Here is a 20574-nt window from a genome sequence, read left to right as displayed (position 1 = left end):
CGACGTGCCGCCCTGCTCGACGTCCCCCTCCCCCGCCTCGGTCCACAACAGCAGCCAGCTGGGCGATCCGGCCGGGCGGCGCGTCGCGTAGCCGGGCGCCTTGTCGTAGTGGCCCAGGATCAACAGCTCGGCAGCAGGAACAGACAGGTCCTCAGCGGTCACAGGCATACCGTCGCACGAACGTGCTCCTTAGCGTGAGACCCATGAGGCTCAACGACTTCCACGACCGGGGATTCGTGCTGGCGCCCGCCCTCCTCTCGCAGGAGGAGGTGGCCGAGCTGCGCGAGGAGTTCATGGCGCTGCACGCCAGGGGGCCCATCCCCGGGCACTTCGCTCCGCAGCCGCAGGAGCCCGGCCGGGCGTACGACATCCTGCGCGACTATCCGCGCATCATGCACCCGCACCAGGTGAACGACGTGGCCCTGCGTTTCCTGCTCGACGCGCGCATCGCCGCGATACTCCGCGACCTCCTCGGCGAGGAGCCGATAGCAGCCCAGAGCATGTTCTACTTCAAGCCGCCGGGCGCCAGGGGCCAGGCCCTGCACCAGGACAACTTCTATCTCCGCGTCGAACCGGGCACCTGCGTGGCCGCCTGGGTGGCGCTGGACCGGGTGGACCGGGCCAACGGCGGCCTGGAGGTGGTGCCGGGGACGCACCTGATGGACCTGTTCTGCCCGGAGGAGGCCGACCAGGGCACGTCGTTCACCCGGGAGTACGTGCCGCCGCCGCCCGGCCTCGACCGGGTCCCGGTCGACATGGACCCCGGCGACGTGCTGTTCTTCAACGGCAGCCTGGTGCACGGCTCGGAGCCGAACACCACGAGCGACCGGTTCAGGCGCAGCTTCATCTGCCACTACGCAGGCCGCTCGGCCGAGCGCATCGCGGAGTATTACCCGACGCTCACGATGTCGGGCGAGCGCGTACGGCTGGAGCGGGCCGTGGGCGGCGGCCCCTGCGGCACCGAGATCACCGGCCCGCACTGAGCACGTCAGCCGCCGGAGACGTCCGACTCGGCCTCCTCCGGCACCACGCAGTCCCACGGATCGTCCAGCCACCCCTCGGGCAGCAACACCTTGGACCGCTCACCCGACTTCCCGCGCGGGGTGTCGGTGTTGGGCGGCCACGGCTGGTCGTGATCCAGCTTGGCCAGCCCTTCGCGCAGCCCGTCGAGCGACCCGGCCGTGGCCAGCTCACGCCGCAGCTCGCTCCCGACCGTGAACCCCTTCAGATACCACCCGACATGCTTGCGGAAGTCGGCCACCGCGTAACGCTCGATGTCGAAGCACCCGGCCAGCCCTTCGGCGTGCCTGGCCATCGTCTCGGCCACCTCGCCGAGCGCCGGCCTGGCCCGCTCCGGGCTGCCGTTGAACGCGTTCTCCAGATCGTTGAACAACCACGGCCGGCCGAGGCACCCGCGCCCGACGACCACGCCGTCGCAGCCCGTGCGCGCCACCATCCGCAGCGCGTCACCGGCCGACCAGATGTCGCCGTTGCCCAGCACGGGGATCTCCGGCACGGCCTCCTTGAGCCGCGCGATGGCCGACCAGTCGGCCACGCCCCCGTAGTGCTGGCGGGCCGTGCGGGCGTGCAGGGCGATCGCCGCGACCCCCTCCTCGGCCGCGATCCGCCCCGCGTCGAGATAGGTCAGGTGATCGTCGTCGATGCCCTTGCGCATCTTCATCGTCACGGGCAGCGGCCCGGCGTTCGCGACCGCCTCGCGCAGGATCCGCCGCAGCAGATGGCGTTTGTACGGCAGGGCCGACCCGCCCCCGCGCCTGGTCACCTTGGGCACCGGGCAGCCGAAGTTGAGATCGATGTGGTCGGCGAGGTCCTCCTCGGCGATCATCCGGACCGCCCGGCCCACGGTGGCGGGGTCGACGCCGTACAGCTGGATGCTCCTGGGCCGCTCGGACTCCGCGAACCGGATCATCCTGAGCGTCTTGGGGTTGCGCTCGACCAGCGCCCGCGTCGTGATCATCTCTGACACGAACAACCCCGCGCCCTGCTCCCGGCACAACACCCGGAACGGCGCGTTGGTGATGCCCGCCATGGGCGCGAGCACCACCGGCGGCCACACCTCGATCGGCCCAATCTTCACCCGCTCAGTTGTAGCGCAGGTCGGGCCGCGAGCGGTATTCGCCCGTGGATGTGGCTCCTGCGCAGCGCGCCGTCGCGCCGAAAGGACGGACCGTCGCATCCTTCACCGATAAACTGTGAACCGGCATCTTCATGCGAGGGGACACGGATGCTTCTTCGAGTGCGCCTGGTGCTGCCCGACCGGCCGGGTTCTCTGGCCCAGGTGACAAGGGTCCTGGGGGCGGCGGGGGCCGACATCACCCAGGTGACCGTGCTCGACCGGGGCGCCGGCCGGGCCGTCGACGACATCACGATCTTCAACCCGGCGGGCGCGCCCAGGCAGGCGCTGGTCAAGAGCCTGGAAGGCGTCGAAGGCGTGACGGTCGAGGGCGTCTGGACCACCAGGGAGGCCCCCGGCACCTACCCCGAGCTGGAGATCCTCAAATACATCACCACGGCCGGCGACCGGGCGCTGACCACGCTCGTCGACTCGCTCCCCGTGTTGTTCAGCGCCGACTGGGCCGCCACGACGACGGCCGAGCAGCGGGTGGTCTACGCGAGCTGGCGCGCCCCGCAGCAGCCGCCCACCGTCCCGGCCGACGTCCCGGTCCGCCCCATCGCCCTGACCCTCGACGACGACCTGCACGTCATCCACGCCCCGCTGCCGCCTCTGGCGCTGTCTCTGGTGCTGGCCCGCTCCGACGGGCCCTCCTTCCACCGCATCGAGGTGCATCGCCTGACGAGGATCCTGGAGATCTTCCTCAGCCTGCCCGCGACCGAACGCAGCATGGTCCGGCTGCTCCGCGACGAAGGACCGGAAGCATCCGGTCGGAAAACCCGCTAGAGTTGACGGAGCAACGCGGAAGTGGCTCAGTGGTAGAGCATCACCTTGCCAAGGTGAGGGTCGCGGGTTCGAATCCCGTCTTCCGCTCGGAGTTTGGGCTCGGTGGCGTGGCCGAGAGGCGAGGCAGCGGCCTGCAAAGCCGTCCACACGGGTTCAAATCCCGTCGCCACCTCCACGGACGATTAGCTCAGCGGGAGAGCGCTTCCCTGACACGGAAGAGGTCACTGGTTCAATCCCAGTATCGTCCACCAGCCCGTGCGAAAACCCCGGTTCTCGTCGAAACCGGGGTTTTCGCTTTGCCCGCCTTGGTCGTCCCCGCCGCTGGCTCCTAGGAGGCGCTGCGCTGGCGGCGCACCACCAGCCAGTTGATCAACCACAGGGCCAGCCCGACGGCCAGGAGCAGGCCGGCCCGGACGTACACCTCGGCGGGCCGGCCGGTCAGCGGGCTCGCCAGGATGAAGGCCAGCACGGCGCCGATCACCGGAAAGGCCGTGGGCGTGCGGTAGTGCGCGTGCTCCACCCGGTCCTTGCGCAGCACCAGCACGGCCACGTTGACGATCGTGAAGACGCACAGCAGCAGGAACGCGGTCGTGTCGCCGAGCCCCGCGATCTCCCCCGTCGAGATGAGCGCGATGGCCAGCGCGGTGGTGAAGATGATGCCGATCACCGGAGTGCGGCGGCGCGGGTCGACCCAGCCGAGGCGGCGGGGCACCACTCGTTCGTTGGCCAGGCCGTACACGAGCCGGGACGCCATCATCATGTTGATCAGAGCCGAGTTGGCGACGGCGAAGATGGCGATCGCGGCGAAGAGTTGCGGCGGGAAGTTGAGCCCGCCGGCCTTCACCACTTCGAGCAGCGGACCGGACGACTCCTCCAGGACCCCTGGCGCGACGAGCAGCGACGAGGTGATGGCCACGAGGATGTAGACGACACTGGTGATCGCCACCCCGAGGAAGATCGCCCGAGGGAAGTTCCGTGAGGGGTCCTGCGTCTCCTCGGCCATGTTCACCGAGTCCTCGAACCCGACGAACGCGAAGAAGGCCAGTGCGGTGCTGCCGAGCAGGGCGTACATCAGGCCGCCCGCCTGCTCGGCGTCGATCTCGACCAGCCGGGAGGGCTCGCCTGCCCCCGTGGACACGGCGTAGACGCCGATCAGGATGATCACCAGCAGGCCGGAGAGCTCGATCAGCGTGAACACGATGTTGGTCTTCACCGACTCGGAGACGCCCCGGTAGTTCAGCGCCGCGACGGCGACGATGAAGACGATGCCGACCACCACGCTCGGCAACGTGAAGAACGCCTCCAGGTAGTCGCCGCCGATCGCGCGGGCCGCCGCGCTGGCCGAGGTGAGGCCGGAGCACATCACCGTGAACGCGACCATGAACGTGAAGAAGGGCTTCTTGAAGGCCTTCTGGGTGTAGAGCGCGGCGCCCGCCGCCCTGGGGTATTTCGTGACCAGCTCGACGTAGGACATCGCGGTGAGCATCGCGATGACGAAACCGAACAGGAAGGGCATCCAGAGGGCGCCGCCGACCTGGCCGGCCACGGTGCCGGTCAGCGCGTAGACGCCGGTGCCCAGGATGTCGCCGATGATGAACAGGATGAGAAGCTTGGGGCCGATAGCCCGCTTGAGGGGAACGTGGCCGGCCTCAGGTGCGGCGCCTGTCATGCGAATGTCATTCCCCGATCACGGTTCCTGACACCGGGCTCGGCCAGCCCGCGCGACCGAGCCTTGACGCCGCCCCCTCACCTGCGGATGGGAGCCAGGGCGGTCAGGTCGACGTCCAGGAGCGTGGGCCCTGGACGGGTCACCGCGGCGGCGAACTCCGTGTCGAATCCGGCCGCGTCCGTGATCCGGCGCGTCGCGATCCCGAACGACGCCCCGAGCGCCGCGAAGTCCGGCGTGACCAGGTCCACGTCCGCGGCCGTGCCCTCCCCCGCACCGCGGATGATCTCACGGAGCACGCCGTACCCCCGGTCGTTGAACAGGCACACGATCACGTGCGCTCCGGCCTGGGCGGCGGCGGCCAGTTCGCCGGCGCTCAGCATGAAGCCGCCGTCCCCCTGCACCAGCACCGTCGGCGCGCCCGAGCCGGTGGCGGCGCCGATGGCGAGGGGCAGTCCCGGGCCTATCCCGGCCGCGGCGGGGCGGATCGAGGTGCGCGGCGCCAGGATCGGCAGGACGCGGTCGCCCCACACGTACGCGGGGACGGTCGCGTCACGCACCACGACGCCGTGGCGGGGCAGGTGACGGCGGATCGAGGCGCAGATGGCCTCGTGGTCGGGCCCCATCTCGGCGCTGATCCGCTTCCTGGCCGCCGCCCACGCCGCCCGTCCCTCGGCCAGGTAGCCCGACCGGTCGGGGATCGCCGCCGCGTGGTCGCGCAGCCGTTCCGCCATCTGCGCCAGGCCGCGCCGGGCGTCGCCGACGAGTGCCAGCCTGGCCGGGTAGTTACGCCCGATCACCGAGGGGTCGACGTCGAGGTGGATGAGGTTGTCCGGCAGCCGCAGCCGCCATGCGTCCGTCGGGTGCATCTGGAAACGTGTGCCTACGGCCAGGACGAGATCGGCCGACTCGACGTACGACCGCAGCGGCTCCACGGTGGGGAAGGCGCCCAGGCACAGCGGGTGGTCCTCGGGCAGCGCGCCACGTCCCTCCCGCGAGGTGACCACGGGCGTCCCGGCCGCCTCGGCGAGCTCGGCCACGGACGCGCCGGAGCCGACGACGCCGCCGCCGGCCCAGATGAGGGGGCGCCGCGCGGTGGCGAGCCGCCGCGCGGCCTCCTCGGCGGCCTTGTCGTCCACGGCGTCGCGGGGCGGCGACGTGACAACCGGCGGCGGCGCGTCGGCGGGCATGCGCTGCAGGTCGATGGGGATCTCCAGGGCCGCCGGTCTGGGCCGCCCCGTGAGCACGTCGCGCGCCAGCCGGACGACCTCAGCGCCGATGTCGGCGGGGCGGCGGATCAGCGAGACGGTACGGCACACCGAGCGCAGCATGTCCGTCTGGCCCTCGGCCTCGTGGATGTAGCCGCGGCCGCGTCCCAGATGGGCGCTCTCGACCTGGCCCGTGATCAGCAGCACCCGCGAGGAGGCGAACGACGCCTCGTACAGGCCCCCCATGGCGTTCGCGGTGCCGGGGCCGGTGCTCACCAGGGCGACGCCGAGCCGCCCCGTGGCCCTGGCGTATCCGTCGGCGGCGTGGACGGCGGCCTGCTCGTGCCGCATGCCGACGATCTCGATGCCGCCCCGATCACGCAGCGCGTGCAGGATGGGCAGATTGTGGATGCTGGCGATGGCGAAGACGTGCCGGACGCCGAGGACGTTCAGCGCCGCCGCGACCTGTGCGGCCCCGTTCGTCATGATGTCTCGCCTTCCGCGGGCATCACGCTCTCCACTTCCGTGCCTCCGCCTCGACGGCCTTCTCGTCGATGGAGTTGTACTGGTCGGCCAGCGAGAAGTCGAACAGCCCGCTTGACTTCACGTCGAGGGGCGAGGTGATCATGCCGTGCCGGGCGAAGGTGACGATCGTCTTCTGCAGGTCGGCGTCGTCGATCACCCCGTACCTGCCGGACTCTCCGCGGCCGGCGGTGATGTCCATGCGCAGCTTCAGGATGCGCACCGCCTGGGCCAGCGCCTTGTCCTCCGGCACGTCGGAGGCGGACCTGGACTGGGGGAACTGCTTCCAGTGCAGCTTGATCGCCGCCTCGGGGTTCTCCTGCGAGAAGACCATGGCCTTGACGAAGGCGCGCGCCATGCCTGTCACCTTCTTGGGCTCGTTCTTGATGGAGTCCTTGCGCACGATCAGCGCGGAGGTGCCGGTCATGTCGTTCAGCGGCGTGGGGATGTCGCGCATGCCGGTGCCGAGCAGGTCGCCGATGACCACGTTCGGCCCGTCCCAGCCCGCGTAGGCGTCCACCTGCTTGCCGCGCAGCGCGTCGGCCGCCTGGGCGCCCAGCCCGACCGGCAGGAACGTGGCGTCCTTGGCGGGGTCTCCCCCGGCCTCCTTGATGACCCCCTTGGCGAACAGCGCCGACACCCCGGCCAGCGAGTTCGCCCCGATGGTCCTGCCCTTCAGGTCGGCCGCGGTCTTGATCGGGCTCTGCTGCGGCACCACCACGCGGAAGATGCTGCCGGTGGTCACGCCGACCACCGCGATGCTCGGATCCTTCTGGTAAGCGGTGATGGCGGCGTTCAGGGACGCGTACGTCATGAAGGCCTTGCCCGTGGCGACGGACTGCACGGCCGACGGGGCGCTGTCCACGGGCTGGATCGTCACGCCCACGCCCTCGGCCTTGAAGTAGCCCATCTGGATCGGGACCGACGTGTAGGACGCGGTGGTCGCGGTCAGCGCCTTGTCCGGCACGGTGAACACGAGCTCGCCGTCGCCGGCGCCGCCGCCGCAGGCCACGAGGCCCGCTCCGAGCGCGATGACGCCCAGCAGCCGTAGTCCGAATCTGTTCATCTCAGACTCCAGGGGTTGTTGATCACTTGACTCTGCGCACCAGGCGCTCGGCGAGAGACAGCACCCCGTACACCACGAGCCCGAAGGCCGACAGGGCGATCAGCATCGCGTACGTCGCCGCGACCTCGCCGGTGACCGTGTACTGCGCGATGGCGTATCCGACGCCCTCACGCGCGGCCACGAACTCGCCGACGATCGCCCCGATGAGCGCCAGCACGGCGGCGCTGTTCAGGGCGGGGAAAATGAACGCGAGCGCGTTGGGCACGCGCAGGTAGCGCAGCTCCTGCCAGCGGCTCGCGCGCATCGCGCGGAACAGGCTGACCTCGTCCTCGCTCACCTCGGTCAGCCCGGCGATCGTGTTGGCCAGCACGGGGAAGAACGCCAGCAGGGCCGCGAGGACGACCTTGGGCGCCAGGCCGTACCCGAGTGCCGCGACGATGAGCGGCGCGATGGCGACCTTGGGAAACGTCTGCGAGATCAGAATGTACGGATAGACGGCGTTGCGCAGAATGGGGAAGAACGCGAACACCGATCCGACGAGCACCGCCGCGACCACCGCCACGACGAAGCCGAGCAGGGTCTCGTTCACGGTCGCCAGCAGGTTGGGCCACAACGTCCCGTCGCCGGCCAGCCGGAACAGGACCGCGACCACCTCGCCGGGCGGGGCCAGGATCAGCGGCGACACCAGCTTCGCGGCGGCCACCGCCTGCCAGGTGCCCACGATGCCGACGAAGATCGCTATCGCGAGGATCGCGGACATGACGCCGTCGCGGGACGGGCCGCCGCTCTGCCCCGTCCGGGTCAGGCGGGGTTCGGTGTCGAGCTGGGCGGTCATCGGCCGCCGCCTTTCGCCTCGTCCAGGGCGGCGCGTACGTGCCGGATGGCCTCGTAGAACTCCGGCTTGTCGCGCAGCCCCCTGTCGCGCGGCCGCGACAGCCGCACGGGGATGTCGGCGTGGACCCGGCCCGGCCGGACGCTCATCACCACGATCCGGTCCGACAGGAACACCGCCTCGGAGATGCTGTGGGTGACGAACACGACCGTCTTCGGCTCGCTCTGCCACACGCCGAGCAACTCGTCGTTGAGGTCCTCGCGGGTGAACTCGTCGAGCGCGCCGAACGGCTCGTCCATCAGCAGCAGCGACGGCCTGCCCACCAGCGAGCGGGCGATGGCCACCCGCTGCTCCATGCCGCCGGACAACTCCCGGGGATAGTGTTTCTCGAACCCGGCCAGCCCGATCATCTCCAGCAGCCCCCTGGCCCGGCACCGGCCGTCGGGCCCGCCGTCGCCGGCGATGTCGAGCGGCAGGCACACGTTGTCCAGCACGGTGCGCCAGCGCAGCAGCGTCGGTTTCTGGAACGCCACACCGACCTGTGGCAGCGGCTCGGTCACCAGGACGCCGTCCACGGAGACCGACCCCTCGGTCGGCTCCAGCAGCCCCGCCATCAGCTTGAGCAGGGTCGACTTGCCGCAGCCGCTCGGGCCGATCAGCGAGACGAACTCCCCTGGCTCGATGTCCAGGTCGCTGGGCTCCAGCGCTCGGACCGCGGTGCTCCGGCGCGTGAACGTCTTGGAGACGCCACGCAGCGCGATGGCCGCAGGCCGGGGCGGCGCCTGACTGCCGGTCAAGGTCGCCATGGGTTCACTCCTTCGTCGATCGGTTCGGCAGCACCTCGTGGTAGAAGCGCATCCAGTTGCCTCCCATGACCGCCGCCACGTCCGCCGTGCCGAATCCGCGCCGCGCCAGCGCCTCAGCGAGCGCGGGGAACGACCGGGTGTCGGGGAACCAGGGCAGCGGGGGCTGCTTGCCGGGGTTGGCCGCCGAGCCGGCGCCGTACTGTGCCGTCCTGGTCCACCTGCCCTGGCGCATCCACTGCAGGTCGGCGTACACGACCTTGCGGCCGAGGTCGGAGCCGACGCCGACGTGGCCGACGCCCACCAGGTCCGCGGTCCTGGCCACCAGCTCGGCCCAGGTGTCGGCGCTCGCGGCGTACTCTCCGCTGATGTTGCGGTAGCCGGACACGCCGAGCACGCCGCCCTTCTCCGCCAGCGCCCGCAGCAGCCGGTCGGGCTTGTTGCGGGGGTGCGGGACCAGCGACGCGGGGTTCGCGTGCGTCACGGCCACCGGCTTGGCGGAGTGCTCGATCGCCTCCAGGCTGGTGCGCTCGCCGACGTGGGACAGGTCGACGGCCATGCCCGCGCGGTTCATCTCCTCGACCACCTCGCGGCCGAACCTCGTCAGCCCGCCGTCCACGGGGTCGTAGCAGCTCGCGCCGACGTCGTTCTGGATGTTGTACGTGAGCTGCGCCACACGTACGCCGAGGTCGGCGAAGAGCTCGACGTAGCCGATGCGTCCGGACAGGAACGAGCTGTTCTGGAAGCCGAGCAGCAGCGCGGTCCGGCCGTCCGCCCGGATCCCCTCGATCTCGTCGGCCGTCGTGGCGACCGCCACCAGATCCGCGTTGGCGCGCACGAGGTCGCGCCAGGCCACCAGGGAGTCCATCGACTCGATCGTGTCCTCCCAGAACCCGCACGTGACGGTGACGCAGCCGAGGTCGCCGCCGCGCAGCTCCTCGAAGACCTCACGGTCGAAATTGCTGCACTCCAGGCCATCCACAAAAATCACGGGTTGGCTCCCACGTAGTCGACGTCGGCGTTCTGGTCATCCGCCCCGGGGTCGAGGGTGGCACCCGCGTGCCGCCGCGAGACGGGCGTGTCCTCGGTGAGGGCGTCGTTGGAGCGGTGGTAGAGCCGCCACCACAGCGCGGCGTCCACGTCCAGCCCGCGCCGCACGGCCCGCGCGAGATGCCGGGGCACGGGCTCCGCCGCCGGGGCGCGCTCGCCCACCGTCAGCCGCGGCGCGCCGTCGCCGCAGGTGACCTCGATGCCGGCGCCGTAGGCCAGGGCGGCGTGCGGGAGGACGAGGAGGAGATGGGCCGAGCGCACGCCACCGACCTCGATCTCCGCGCGGCCGTGTTCGCGCTGCAGCGCCACCCCGAGGTCCAGCAGGGCGGGGGCGGCGTACGGCGCGGGCATGCCGTGGGCCTCGACCGTGACCCGCCCGCCGGAGGCGGCGGTCAGGATTGGGGCGCGCCAGGATGTCCCGGCGGCCTGGGCGGAGTCGAGGAAGGCCAGGCCGCCGATGCCGAGGGCCTCCGCGTCGACGATCACCTCGCGTACGGCGGGCACGGCGCCCTTCGGCACGCCGAGCAGCAGCAGGAGACGCTCGGTCATGACCCGCGTCTCCCGCAGGCTGACGGTGAGCGCGTTCGTGGTCACACTCGCTCCCTTCGCCCGCCGGCGGCACGCGCCTTCATGGTCGCTCCCCTCGGGTGGTGGCCGGCCCGCCCGACAGCACCTCGTTGATCTCGGCGACCGCGTCGCCCAGCGCGCGGATGCCCTTCTCGTGGTCGAACCGGCTGCTCGGCCCCGCGACGCTCAGCGCCCCGACGCACCGCCGCTCGACGTCGAACACGGGGGCGGCGATGCCGAGCACGCCCTCCAGCCAGCGGCCCTCGGAGGTCGCGTAACCGCGCTCGCGCACCCGCGCCAGCTCGTCCTCGCCAGGCGGCTCGACGCCCAGCTCGCGCAGCTCGGCGAGCTGGCGCTCGGTCGCGTAGGCCAGCAGCACCTGCCCTGACGCGCTGCGGCTGATCGGCATCCTGGCCTCGGCCCGCAGGTCCACCTGGAGAGGGCGGCCGGGTTCGATGCGCTGGATGATCGTGGCGGTGCCGCGTTCGAGTATGGCCAGGGAGACGGCCTCGCGTACGACGTCCACCAGGCGCTCCATCACCGGCAGCACACGTTCGCCCAGCCCCGCCTGGCGCAGCGCCGCCTGCCCGATGCGGGCCGGCCGCAACGTCAGCCGGTAGGTGCCGTCACCGGCCTGCTCCATCCACCCGGCTGCGACCAGGGTGACGAGCTGCTGGTGCACGGCGGCGCGGGTCAGGCCGAGCTCGCGGGCCAGCTCGGCGACGCGTACCGAGCGCTCGGCACCGGCCACCACTTCGAGCATCTTGAGGCATTTGAGCGCGGTGCTCAGTGGCTGCGTTCGCGGCGCGTTGTTCTCAGTCAAGGGTCATGTCCTCGGTGTCGGGTTCGCGGGGCTGCCACCACGGGCCTGGGTCTCCACCGGCCAGGTCGGCGCGTGTGGGAGCGCCCTGGAAGATCAGGCCGCGCAGGGTGCGGCCCAGGAAGTCCTTCGTCCGGTCGAGACCGTAGAAGGCGGCGTTGGCCAGCCGGATGATGTGCACCGGCAGGAAGTCCAGGTCGAGCATGTCCATCCGGGGCAGTGCGTACGGCAGGTCGCGCAGCGCCTGGAGCCGTTCGACCGCCGCCCGCTCCTCCGGATGGTCGAAGAGCACCCGGCCGACCCGGGTGCGCGGGTCGTAGCGGGCCATCAGCCGCGACAGCCGGCGCACGTCGCCGGGCACGTCCACCGACAGGTCGAAACCGCCGGGGAACTGCTCGCGCGGCCCGGAGCGCGGCTCCTCCGCGGCCCGCGACTTGTACCAGACCCTGGCCCGGCGTGCCTCGTCGGCGAGGGGCAGGTCGTGCGCCCACGCGTACGGTCCGCGCGCCATCGCTCCGAACTCCCGTACCGTCATGCCCGGGTCGCCGATGAGCCGCTCGTCCACGATGAGCCGGTCGAACTCCTCGTCCACCTCGTCCGGCAGGAGCTCCATGAGCAGCGCGTTCAGGATCTCCTCGGTCTCGGGGGCCACCGTGCCCTCGACCGCCCGCCGCAGCGTCTCGAACGGGTACGGCCCGCGCGGGCCCTCATCGCGCAGCTCGGCCGCACGCTCCCGCACCCCGCGCAGCTCGGCGGCCAGCCGGGGCCCGGCGGGGAAGACGCCGTAGCGCACGGGGTCCTGCTCGCGGTGGACGATCGCGCCGTCGAGCAGGCTGACGAGCCGCGCGTACGCCGGGTCGCCGGCCGGAGGGCCGAGCCGTCTGGCCCGCGCCAGGGCGTCTTCGCGCACGCGCAGCCAGCGGTCGACCATCCGCGGATGGTTGGCGACGAACAACACCAGGCCCAGCGCCGACCCGTTGCCCAGGCCGAGATGGCGCCGCAGCGCGGGAGCGAGCCGCGCGGCGCCGGGGCCGGCGGCACGGGCCAGGTGGTCGCACAGGTCGAAGCTGAACTCGCGCATCAGGTAAGCGGTCAGCATCTGCGCGTGATACGGCGCCATCAGCGGGTGGTCGGGCCCGTAGGAAAGGTAGGTGCGGGTGCCGAACGTGCCGTTGGCGTCCAGGCCGGTGTTGCGCATGAGGTAGCCGACCTGGCGCAGCCGGTCGAGGCTGGGCTGCCGCCCGCCGGCCAGCGCCCCCACCGCGTGCTCGAACGCCCGCAGGCTCCGGTTGGACCGGCACCACACGAGCGTCCCCGGGGCGGCGCGGCCCGCGTACAGTTTGGGCAGCTCCGTCCGTGTCTGCTCGATCCGCCCGGCGTCGGCCTCTCCTTCGAGCAGCGCGCCGACCATGTCCCAGCTCCGGCCGATGATCCGGGGGGTGCGGTCCACGAAGCGCGGCTCGGTGCTGAACGCCACGAACGACAACACTCCCGCGTGTGTCTCGACCCGGTAGACGGCCGTTCCGTCGCCGCGGTCGTCCAGCTGCAGCCGCTCCGCATCGACCGTCCATCCCTTCCGCAACATGGTCGCGACGAGCGACCGGCTGGCGCTGAAGCGGGACGGCTGCAGGGACGCCAGCCGCTCGGGGCGCATGAGGAAGGCGGGATCACGGGGTTCGATGGCGGGCGACAGGTCGCTCATAGGCCCTCGTCTTAATAATCAGGACGTCGTATGGATTATCAAGACGCTAGGGCTCAAATCACCATTACGGCAAGACCTATATTTCGCGCGCTCCATCCGCTAGGGTTCGGCGATCACTTCGCGGCTGATCAGTGAGGTGCGCATGCCGGGGGTGTGCATGGTGAGGTTGTCGGAGACGGCGATGGTGTTGAACTCCATCGGCAGGCCGCCCGCCGCGCGTACGCCGTCGGCCACGTGCGTGGCCAGTTCGCGGTGGGTCAGGTTGCACGGCATGGTGCCGGTCCAGGTGGAGGCGATGCCCACCACAGGGCGGCGCGGCTCATGCGACCCTCACCGTGTTGCGCAGCGTGCCGACGGCGCCGATCTCGACCTCGACGACGTCGCCGTCCTTGAGTCAGCCAGATCAGCAACACCATGATCCAGCGCATCGCCTGACGGCATCGTGGCGGTGGCCCGCGAAAATCGCCTGGCCAGTGCTCCTGTCCTCGCGATATTACTCACGGTAGCGAGGAGAGCCACGAGCAGGGGTTGCGGGCCCCAGCAGCCGCGCATGCCGCTCCCCGTGGCCCTGCCCCGCTGATCGGGTTCGTCCCCGCCGCGGGCGGGGACGACCAGGTGCGCGAGTGCTCCGGCACGGAACAGCCAGGGCGGGGTTCCGCGTCAACGACTATGGACTGGCGCGATAGGGAGGCTTGCCTTTGGCTCTGCCCGGATCGACGGGTTTCTGGCCTTCGACGAGCGGGCGGCAACCACATATGGTCTGCAGCCCGCTGCACTCGTAATCTGGGTTGGCCGACGCTGTCGGGGGTCGCTTACACCGGAGGAAGAGCATGCCGAACGATCCGATCTCCGTCGATGAATTACTTGGCAGACAGGACGAACCCCAAGATCTGTCCGTGACCATGGAGGCCGTCGCGGATCAACCGGACAAGGTCAAGATCACTCCCTTTCTGCCCGGCAGCCAAAAATGCCAGTGCGCCGTCTCCCTGGTCGTCCCGAAGCAGGCCATCGCATCAGTGCTCCCGACGGATGACACCGTCTGGTGTTGCGGCACACGCCACATCGTGGTGCACGTCAAGTTCACGGATCCCACTCTCGCGAGCGTCATCGACCAGGCGCTGCGTCAGGCCACGCAGTCCCCTGCACAAGCCGAAGCACCTCCTGATCCGCCGAACGCGGGATTCCGCCGTCCAATACCACCGCCGGCTCTCTGGTACTCCGACCCCCGGGCGATGTGGAATACGCAGTCACTATCGTCCGGAGAAATGATCGACTACGGAACTCTCCTGCCCCTACGCCCCAACGAAGGGGCCTCTCACACCCCGCCGACGTGCGAGGAGGCAAGAAACAACTGCCACCTCAGGTGCAGGCCCGGCGACACAAATTGTTGGCATCAGTGTGAATGCGCTTTCTACCACTGCAAAGGGCTCCCGCCCCCATTCACCTGCAGGTGACCGGCGGCCCTGCGCGCCACCCCTCGCGCGCGGGTCACTGGCCGGCCAGGCCGCTGTGCGCGACGCCGCGCACGATCTGCCGCTGGAACAGCACGAACACGACCAGCAGCGGCAGCCCGGCCAGCACCACCGAGGCCATGATCTGCGCGTACCGCAGGCCGAACGTGCCCTGCACGACATTGGCCAGGCCCACCGGCAGGGTCATGGTGTTCGGGTCGGTGGAGACCAGGAACGGCCAGAGGAAGTTGTTCCACGTGTTGATGAACGTGAAGATCGACACCGCGGCCAGCACGGGCCGCGACAGCGGCAACACGATCGTGAAGAACACCCGCCATCGCCCCGCCCCGTCCACGAACGCCGCCTGCTCCAGCTCGGGCGGCACGTCCTGGAAGAACTTGAACAGGATGAAGACGATCAGCGGCGCGGCCACCTGCGGCAGGATGATCGCCCACCAGGTGTCGACCAGCCCGAAGGCGACCATCTCGGCGAACAGCGGCGCGATGAGCACCTGCGGCGGCACCATGATCCCGGCCAGGATCACCGCCAGCAGCGCCCGCTGCCCCTTGAACTGGGTGCGCGCGAACCCGTACGCCGCCATGGCCGAGAACAGCACGGTCATGAACGTGACGATGACCGCGGTGACGGTCGAGTTGACGGCCCACTTGAGGATGCCGCCGGTCTCCAGGACCAGCGCGTACGAGTCGAAGGTGATCTCGCTGCCGAACCACTGCAGCGGGGTCACCGTGGTCTCGTCCTCGGGTTTGAGCGACGTGGCCACCGCCCAGGCGATGGGGGCGAGCCAGATGGCCGCGAGCACGAGCGCGGCCAGCAGGAGGATGACCTGGCTGAAGCTGAACCGCTTGGTCACGACGCGACCTCCTCGCGCTTGCGGAACAGCCGGAGCTGCGCCAGGGAGACGATGACGATCAGGACGAACAGGATGTAGGAGACGGCCGAGGCGTAGCCGATGCGGTAGCCGGTGAAGCCGACGTCGTAGGCGTACTCGATGATCGGTCTGGTGGAGTCCTCGGGGCCGCCGCCCGTCATGAGGTAGATCTGGTCGAAGACCTTGAGCGAGGCGACCAGCTGCAGCACCACGATGAGCGCGGTCGTGCGGCCGAGCAGCGGGAGCGTGATGGAGCGCAGCTTGTCCCAGGCCGTGGCGCCGTCGATCGAGGCGGCCTCGTACAGGTGCTGCGGGATGGCCTGCAGGGCGGCCAGGTAGAGCAGGAAGTTGAAGCCGACCGTCCACCAGACCGTGGTCAGCACCACCGACCACATGGCCGTGGACGGGTCGCCCAGCCACAGGACGTCGGTGCCGAGCGTGCCGTTGAGCAGGCCGTAGTCGGGCGGGTAGATCATCTGCAGCCAGAGGATGGACACCACGGCGGACGGCAGCAGGAACGGCCCGAAGAACGACAGCCGCCACAACCACTGCACGAAGCGCAGGTGGTGCACCAGCAGCGCGAACACCAGCCCGAGGAACACCAGCGGGATCGTGCTCAGCACGGTGAAGACCAGCGTGTTCCACAACGAGCGCCACATGCGGGGGTCGCCGAACGCCTCGGCGTAGTTGGCGAACCCCACGAGGTGGTCGTTGCCGCCGGCGATGTTGACGCTCGACAGGCTCATCCGGAATCCGAGCAGGGTCGGCCAGACCAGGAAGACCACGTAGACCAGCAGGAACGGCGCCACGAACAGCAGCCCGTGCTGTGTCCATCCGCGCCGGACCTTGGCCCTGGCGACGGGGGCGGAGGAGGTCGCGGGAGCCGCGACGGTGGTGCTCATCAGCGCTCCTCGTCGGGGAAGGGGTTCGGGGCGGACAGCAGCCGGCCGAGCGAGGCCTTGGCCGCGGCCAGGCCCTCCTCCGGCGTGCGTTCCCCGCTGATGACGGGGGAGAACGCCTCGCCGAATTCGATCCACAACCGTGACGCGGAGCCGGCGAACCACACCTGGGGATCGAGCGCGACTTCGGTGATGACCGAGCGGTACTCCGACTGCGGCTCCAGCGCCAGGTACTCAGGCAGTTCCAGGGTCGGCAGGTAGGCGGGCACGTGGCCGGCCACGGCCCAGTCGGCGCTGTTCTTGACGAGGTAGGCGATGAATGCGTACGTGGCGCGCTCCACCTCGGGGTCGCGGTCGCGCTGGTGCGGCAGGACGAACGCGTGGCAGTCGGCCTGCGCCGATCCGGTGCCGAAGACGGCGGGGAAGCGCGTCATGCTGAACGGTGTCTTGCGGTCCTTGAGCCCGGTGGTCTCCCAGTCGCCGTTCCACAGGAAGGCGGCCTGGCTGTTGGTGAAGTTGGCCACGGACGCGCCGTAGTCCGTGCGCCAGTCGCACAACCCTTCCTTGCCGAGCCGCTGCATGAGCCGCAGCGCCTCGAGCGCCTTGGCGTCGTCGATGGTGATCGTGGTGCCGTCGTCGGACAGCAGGGTGCCGCCTCCCTGCGGGTACAGCGACCACCACACGCGCCACGGGCCGACCGTGCCCAGGCCGAGCGCGTCGAACGCGAGCGGCGGTTTACCGCCCATCACCTCTTTGGCCTTGGTCAGCTGGTCCATCAGTTCGTCGACGCCGTTGGTGGGCCGCAGCTTGCCGTCCGAGCCGAGCAGCCCTGCTTTGCCGCAGATGTCGGTGTTGTAGTACTGCACCATCGGGTGGGCGTCGAACGGGATGGCGTACAGCACGCCGTCGATGTGCGCGCGCTCCCAGATGGGCGGGCTGAAATCAGCGCCCCGCAGGCCGACCTCCTCCAGCAGCCGCTCGTTGACGGGGTCGAGGATCTGGCCGGCCCCGATCCCGGCCAGCCGGGCCAGGTGGAAGGTGGCCAGGTCGGGCGATCGCCCGCCGGAACCCGCCATGGCGATCTTCGTGTAGTACGGCTCGCCCCAGGCGAGCACGTTCTCCTCGACGAAGATCTCCGGGGTTTCCTTGGCGAACGCGTTCACCATGCTGTTCATGATGATCCCGTCGCTGGCGCCCAGGAAATGCCAGTACTGGACCCGTGTCTGGGAGGAGCCGAGTCCCACGGGAATGGCGCAGCCGGTTGCGGCGGCGCCGACAAGGGCAAGGCTGCCGCCGAGGAGGTGCCGGCGGGATATGTCGGGGGGACCTTGCACAGTGGCCTCTTCCTACCGAGCCGATGCTTGGCCGTGCTCGCTGATGTTCTCGTTAACAAAGAGGATTCAGGGCAGCCGCGAACTAACCTGGCGCATCGCGCGCAGGCGACGGTGGCGATCCGCCGGGTTGCGGAGGTCGCCGCGCAGACCCCGTGTTTCATTGGGGTTACCCGAGTGTTAGCGGTAACACCTGGCATGTCAAGGCCCCCTGCGGAAACCGCTTGCCAAGATCCGGAGGCGAGCGCGGGCCCCTTGACCCCGCCTGCTGATAACGCTAACAATCTGGAACGACGTCACGCCCGCGCGACACCAGGAGTCCCCTCCGTGCACCAGGCAGAACTCACGCTCGATCCCGCGTTCAAGGTGGCTCCGGTACGCCGGCGCACCTTCGGCACGTTCGTCGAACACCTCGGGCGCTGTGTCTACACCGGCATCCACGAACCGGACCACCCCTCGGCCGACGACGACGGCTTCCGCCGCGACGTGCTCGACCTGACCAGGGAGCTGGGCGTGTCCACCGTCCGCTACCCCGGCGGCAACTTCGTCTCCGGCTACCGGTGGGAGGACGGCATCGGCCCGGTCGCCGAGCGGCCGCGCCGGCTCGACCTGGCCTGGCACAGCACCGAGACGAACGAGGTCGGCGTCGACGAGTTCGTCCGCTGGTGCCGCAAGGCCGGCGTTGAGCCCATGATGGCGCTCAACCTCGGCACCCGCGGCATCGCCGAGGCCCTCGACCTGCTCGAATACTGCAACCACCCGTCCGGCACCACGCTGTCGGACCTGCGCGTCGCCAACGGCTCGAAGGAACCGCACGGCATCAGGATGTGGTGCCTCGGCAACGAGATGGACGGCCGCTGGCAGACCGGCCACAAGACGGCCCGCGAATACGGCCGCCTGGCCGCCGAGACCGCCCGCGCCATGCGCACGATGGACAGGAACCTGGAGCTGGTGGCCTGCGGCAGCTCGGGCTCCGGCATGCCGACCTTCGGCGCGTGGGAGGCCACGGTGCTGGAGGAGACGTACGACGTGGTCGACTTCATCTCCTGCCACGCCTACTACGAGGAGAAGGACGGCGACCTCGGCAGCTTCCTGGCCTGCTCGACCGACATGGAGTACTTCATCTCCTCGGTCGTGGCCACCGCCGACCACGTCGGTGCCCGGCTGAAGTCGAGCAAGCGCATCGACATCTCCTTCGACGAATGGAACGTCTGGTACCTGTCGCGCTTCCACGGCGCCGAGCCGCCCACCGACTGGCCGGTCGCGCCGCCGCTGCTGGAGGACCACTACCACCTGGCCGACGCGGTGGCGTTCGGCGGGCTGCTGATCACGCTGCTGCGCAACAGCGACCGGGTGACCGCCGCGTCGCTGGCCCAGCTGGTGAACGTGATCGCGCCGATCATGACCGAGCCCGGCGGGCGGGCCTGGCGGCAGACGACGTTCCATCCGTTCGCCCAGGCGTCCAGGCACGCGGCGGGCGACGTGCTGCGGGTGGAGCCGGTCTCGCCGTCGTACGAGACGAAGGAGTACGGCGAGGTGCCGCTGCTGCACGCGGTCGCCACGCACACGGAGGAGGGCACGACGTTGTTCGCGGTCAACCGCTCGACCGACGCGCCGCTGTCGCTGAAGATCGACACGCGGGCGCTCGGCGGCGCGCGGATCGTCGAGGCCACCACCCTGACGGACGCCGACGTCTACGCCCGCAACACGGCCGACGCCCCCGACCGGATCGTGCCCAGGCCGAACCCCGACGTCGAGCACGACCCGGCGCGCGTCCTGCTGCCGCCGGTGTCGTGGAACGTGATCAGGCTGGCCTGAGGCTCACCCCGGGGCGGCGCCGGTGCTCTCCCTGACGACGAGCTCCGGCTCGACCAGGCGCCGCCCGTCGAGGTCGGCGCCCGCCATCCGGTCGAGCAGCATGTGGAAGGCGAGCCGGCCGACCTCGCCGAAGTCCTGCCGCACGGTGGTCAGCGGCGGCCAGTAGTAGGCGGACTCGGGGATGTCGTCGAAGCCCGCCACGCTGACGTCCTCGGGCACGCGCCGCCCCGCCTCGCGCAGCGCCCTCAGCACGCCGAGCGCCATCTGGTCGTTGGCCACGAACACGGCGGTGAGCTCGGGCTCCTGCGCCAGGCCGCGGCCGAGCCGGTAGCCGGAGCGCGAGCTCCAGTCGCCGCGCAGCACGTCGGGCACCGGCCGGCCGGCCTGCTCCAGCACGCCGCGCCAGCCCTCGATGCGGCCGTTGGCGTCGAGCCAGTCGGGCGGCCCTGCAACGTGCCACACCGTGCGGTGGCCGAGGCTGAGCAGGTGCCTGGTCACGCGCACGGCTCCGGCCCGCTGGTCGACTTTGGCCACGGGCACGGGGATGTCGTCGCCGGCGTCGACCGCCACCGCCGGCAGCTCGGGCGGCAGGTGGCGCAGGCCCTCGGTGGCCGACTCGTGCGGCGCGACGATGATCACGCCGTCGACGGCCTGGGCCCGCAGCCGCTGCACGCCCTCCTCCATCGACCTGCGGTTGAGCGAGCTGAGGCTGGCGATGCTGACGTTGTAGCCGGCGTTTCTCGCGGCCTGCTCGATGTAGTAGAGGGTGGTGGCGGGGCCGTAGAGCGTGGTGTCGATGCTGACCACGCCGAGCACGCCGGAGCGGCCGGTGACGAGCTGGCGGGCCGCCTGGTTGGGCCGGTAGTCGAGCTCCCTGACCGCGGCCAGCACCCGGGCCCGGGTCTCGGCGCGCACCCGGTCGGGATCGTTGAGCACTCGCGAGACGGTCATGGCCGAGACACCGGCGAGCACCGCCACGTCCATGAGCACCGCAGGCCTGCCATTCCTGGATTTCACCGCGGCTCACCCC

18 protein-coding genes and 3 tRNA genes are annotated in these 20574 nt (G+C 70.5%); 6 read left to right on the top strand and 15 right to left on the bottom strand.

What is annotated here, in order from left to right:
* Positions 1–203 precede the first annotated feature (203 nt).
* Positions 204–983, top strand: a complete 780-nt coding sequence (locus E1294_RS25195) for a phytanoyl-CoA dioxygenase family protein (RefSeq protein WP_132512129.1) — start codon at positions 204–206, stop codon at positions 981–983.
* A gap of 5 nt (positions 984–988) precedes the next feature.
* Here the strand turns inward: E1294_RS25195 and dusB are convergent, their stop codons facing one another.
* Positions 989–2098, bottom strand: coding sequence for a tRNA dihydrouridine synthase DusB (dusB, locus tag E1294_RS25190; protein ID WP_132512127.1), 1110 nt, complete (start codon positions 2096–2098; stop codon positions 989–991).
* 147 nt (positions 2099–2245) lie between these two features.
* Here dusB and E1294_RS25185 point away from each other — a divergent pair, with 147 nt between their 5' ends.
* From E1294_RS25185 to E1294_RS25170, 4 genes are all read left to right on the top strand, one after another.
* Entirely contained in the window at positions 2246–2920 is a 675-nt protein-coding gene (locus E1294_RS25185; RefSeq protein ID WP_165977464.1) for an ACT domain-containing protein, read from the top strand.
* A gap of 15 nt (positions 2921–2935) precedes the next feature.
* Positions 2936–3007 (top strand) — tRNA-Gly (locus tag E1294_RS25180).
* A 14-nt stretch (positions 3008–3021) separates the two neighbouring features.
* Positions 3022–3095, top strand: a tRNA-Cys gene (locus tag E1294_RS25175).
* A gap of 1 nt (position 3096) precedes the next feature.
* Positions 3097–3171, top strand: a tRNA-Val gene (locus E1294_RS25170).
* 77 nt (positions 3172–3248) lie between these two features.
* Here E1294_RS25170 and E1294_RS25165 read toward each other — a convergent pair.
* The 13 genes from E1294_RS25165 to E1294_RS25105 form a co-directional block, all read right to left on the bottom strand.
* Positions 3249–4589, bottom strand: a complete 1341-nt coding sequence (locus tag E1294_RS25165) for an APC family permease (RefSeq protein ID WP_132512122.1) — start codon at positions 4587–4589, stop codon at positions 3249–3251.
* A 77-nt stretch (positions 4590–4666) separates the two neighbouring features.
* Positions 4667–6280, bottom strand: a complete 1614-nt coding sequence (locus tag E1294_RS25160; protein ID WP_132512120.1) for a thiamine pyrophosphate-binding protein — start codon at positions 6278–6280, stop codon at positions 4667–4669.
* Between the two features lie 22 nt (positions 6281–6302).
* Positions 6303–7382: an ABC transporter substrate-binding protein gene (locus tag E1294_RS25155; RefSeq protein ID WP_132512118.1), complete on the bottom strand. Its 1080-nt coding sequence runs from the start codon at positions 7380–7382 to the stop codon at positions 6303–6305.
* Positions 7383–7404: 22 nt separating this feature from the next.
* Positions 7405–8217 (bottom strand): ABC transporter permease, encoded by an 813-nt coding sequence (locus E1294_RS25150; protein ID WP_132512116.1) that lies wholly within the window; start codon positions 8215–8217, stop codon positions 7405–7407.
* Positions 8214–9020 (bottom strand): ABC transporter ATP-binding protein, encoded by an 807-nt coding sequence (locus tag E1294_RS25145; RefSeq protein ID WP_132512114.1) that lies wholly within the window; start codon positions 9018–9020, stop codon positions 8214–8216. Before E1294_RS25145 ends, E1294_RS25150 begins: the two co-directional genes overlap by 4 nt.
* 4 nt (positions 9021–9024) lie before the next feature.
* A complete protein-coding gene (locus tag E1294_RS25140; RefSeq protein WP_220447925.1) occupies positions 9025–10008 on the bottom strand; it encodes a dipeptidase in 984 nt (327 codons plus the stop codon).
* Complete coding sequence (locus tag E1294_RS25135) at positions 10005–10661, bottom strand: hypothetical protein (protein ID WP_132512112.1); 657 nt, start codon at positions 10659–10661, stop codon at positions 10005–10007. Before E1294_RS25135 ends, E1294_RS25140 begins: the two co-directional genes overlap by 4 nt.
* 34 nt (positions 10662–10695) lie before the next feature.
* A complete protein-coding gene (locus E1294_RS25130) occupies positions 10696–11457 on the bottom strand; it encodes an IclR family transcriptional regulator (protein ID WP_132512110.1) in 762 nt (253 codons plus the stop codon).
* Positions 11450–13156, bottom strand: coding sequence for a hypothetical protein (locus tag E1294_RS25125; RefSeq protein ID WP_132512108.1), 1707 nt, complete (start codon positions 13154–13156; stop codon positions 11450–11452). The genes E1294_RS25130 and E1294_RS25125 overlap by 8 nt, the downstream gene beginning before the upstream one ends.
* Before the next feature lie 99 nt (positions 13157–13255).
* Complete coding sequence (locus E1294_RS25120) at positions 13256–13462, bottom strand: dihydroxy-acid dehydratase domain-containing protein (protein WP_246083258.1); 207 nt, start codon at positions 13460–13462, stop codon at positions 13256–13258.
* A gap of 1182 nt (positions 13463–14644) precedes the next feature.
* On the bottom strand, positions 14645–15478 hold the full coding sequence (locus tag E1294_RS25115) for a carbohydrate ABC transporter permease (protein ID WP_132512106.1): 834 nt from the start codon (positions 15476–15478) through the stop codon (positions 14645–14647).
* Positions 15475–16398, bottom strand: coding sequence for a carbohydrate ABC transporter permease (locus tag E1294_RS25110; protein WP_132512104.1), 924 nt, complete (start codon positions 16396–16398; stop codon positions 15475–15477). Before E1294_RS25110 ends, E1294_RS25115 begins: the two co-directional genes overlap by 4 nt.
* Positions 16398–17729: an extracellular solute-binding protein gene (locus E1294_RS25105; protein WP_132512102.1), complete on the bottom strand. Its 1332-nt coding sequence runs from the start codon at positions 17727–17729 to the stop codon at positions 16398–16400. The genes E1294_RS25110 and E1294_RS25105 overlap by 1 nt, the downstream gene beginning before the upstream one ends.
* Before the next feature lie 324 nt (positions 17730–18053).
* On the opposite strand from E1294_RS25105, the gene arfA reads away from it, so the two are divergent.
* On the top strand, positions 18054–19544 hold the full coding sequence (arfA, locus tag E1294_RS25100) for an arabinosylfuranosidase ArfA (RefSeq protein ID WP_132512100.1): 1491 nt from the start codon (positions 18054–18056) through the stop codon (positions 19542–19544).
* A gap of 3 nt (positions 19545–19547) precedes the next feature.
* Here the strand turns inward: arfA and E1294_RS25095 are convergent, their stop codons facing one another.
* A complete protein-coding gene (locus tag E1294_RS25095) occupies positions 19548–20561 on the bottom strand; it encodes a LacI family DNA-binding transcriptional regulator (RefSeq protein ID WP_246083257.1) in 1014 nt (337 codons plus the stop codon).
* Between the last annotated feature and the right edge of the window lie 13 nt (positions 20562–20574).

It is taken from the genome of Nonomuraea diastatica, from assembly GCF_004349015.1.
GTDB lineage: Bacteria > Actinomycetota > Actinomycetes > Streptosporangiales > Streptosporangiaceae > Nonomuraea > Nonomuraea diastatica.
Note: the sequence above shows the minus strand (reverse complement) of the source record. Positions and strands in the feature narration are given on the sequence as shown.